The sequence below is a fragment of the bacterium genome (assembly GCA_040755795.1).
Classification (GTDB): Bacteria; UBA9089; CG2-30-40-21; order CG2-30-40-21; family SBAY01; genus JBFLXS01.
The window spans coordinates 1-1026 of sequence record JBFLXS010000764.1 but is presented as its reverse complement, the minus strand read 5'-3'; the positions used below and the strand labels follow the sequence as shown (position 1 = coordinate 1026).

The following is a 1026-nucleotide window of genomic DNA, read 5'->3' as shown; positions in this document are numbered from 1 at the left end:
TTAGTAAGAAAATCATATTATTTAGAATGTCATTGACAACTGATGAAACCTTCTGCTACCTAATTCCCCTACCCCTCTCCTTTCTCCCCATTTCCCCTTTTCTCCTTATTTACACCTGAACGCTTACAATCCTTATGACCTTCCTTAAAATCCATAGTATCTCTGCATGGGTCTCTCAATTGAAAGCCTTTCCTTTATTAGCCATCCTCTCCGGATTTAACCCTAATGATGTCCCCGGTGTAGGTACTTTCTATGACTTCATAAATCGTATCTACCCAGAATCTCCGCCTATCTATAGTTCTAATAGTGAATATGGAAGAACTGTCTATATTCATCCTCACTGTGATTATAGACTCTTTACTATACTTTAGAGAGGCATATTTTGTGATTTCCTGTTACTATCAACTCAGGTTATCGGTTATCAGGTTATCGGTTATCGGTTATCAGGTTATCGGTAAAGAGCAAGCAGTAGCCTGCTATCTCAAATTACCGATTACTGATTACCGATTACCGATTACTTTAAATAATCACAATTTATACCCCACTGGAGTATAAAATCCCTCGTTCTTCTGACCTATGGAAAGAAAAGATGAAAAGACGGACCTCTTTAGAACGATGTAATAAACGGATGAAAGTTGATTAGCACCCAATACTGTTCGGAATGAATTTTGTTTGTAATCGTTTTTAGCTTAACTTAATGCTATTTTAGCATTAAGTTGGGTTGAGTTGATATTAAGTTTACCAGAGAATAGTCAAAAATGCAAGGAAATTTTTTTGTTTATTGGGAATGTAAAGGGAATACCGTGGAAATGAATAAGATTAGTGATGTCCCTGTCAGAAAAAGGGCAAACTAATACCTTAGCGTTACCAGAGATAAAATGTTTTCTATAACACTCAAATTTTTCGACCTGTATGGTTAGAAATTATCAACAATGATAAGGGACAAGACTAAAGGTAAGGAGAGATTTTGTCGATATTAATGGTAGCACAATAAAAAAGGAGGGCTACCAAATGGGAAATTATAAG

2 protein-coding genes are annotated in these 1026 nt (G+C 35.8%); one reads left to right on the top strand and one right to left on the bottom strand.

Annotated features, from left to right (window positions below; genetic code table 11):
* Positions 1–197: 197 nt before the first annotated feature.
* On the bottom strand, positions 198–335 hold the full coding sequence (locus tag AB1414_21505; protein ID MEW6609988.1) for a hypothetical protein: 138 nt from the start codon (positions 333–335) through the stop codon (positions 198–200).
* 49 nt (positions 336–384) lie between these two features.
* Here AB1414_21505 and AB1414_21500 point away from each other — a divergent pair, with 49 nt between their 5' ends.
* Entirely contained in the window at positions 385–555 is a 171-nt protein-coding gene (locus AB1414_21500) for a hypothetical protein (GenBank protein MEW6609987.1), read from the top strand.
* Positions 556–1026 lie beyond the last annotated feature (471 nt).

Bases quoted from the DNA above. Each gene is read 5' to 3' on its own strand.
- AB1414_21505 (MEW6609988.1), bottom strand. From the start codon at position 335: ATGAATATAGACAGTTCTTCCATATTCACTATTAGAACTATAGATAGG.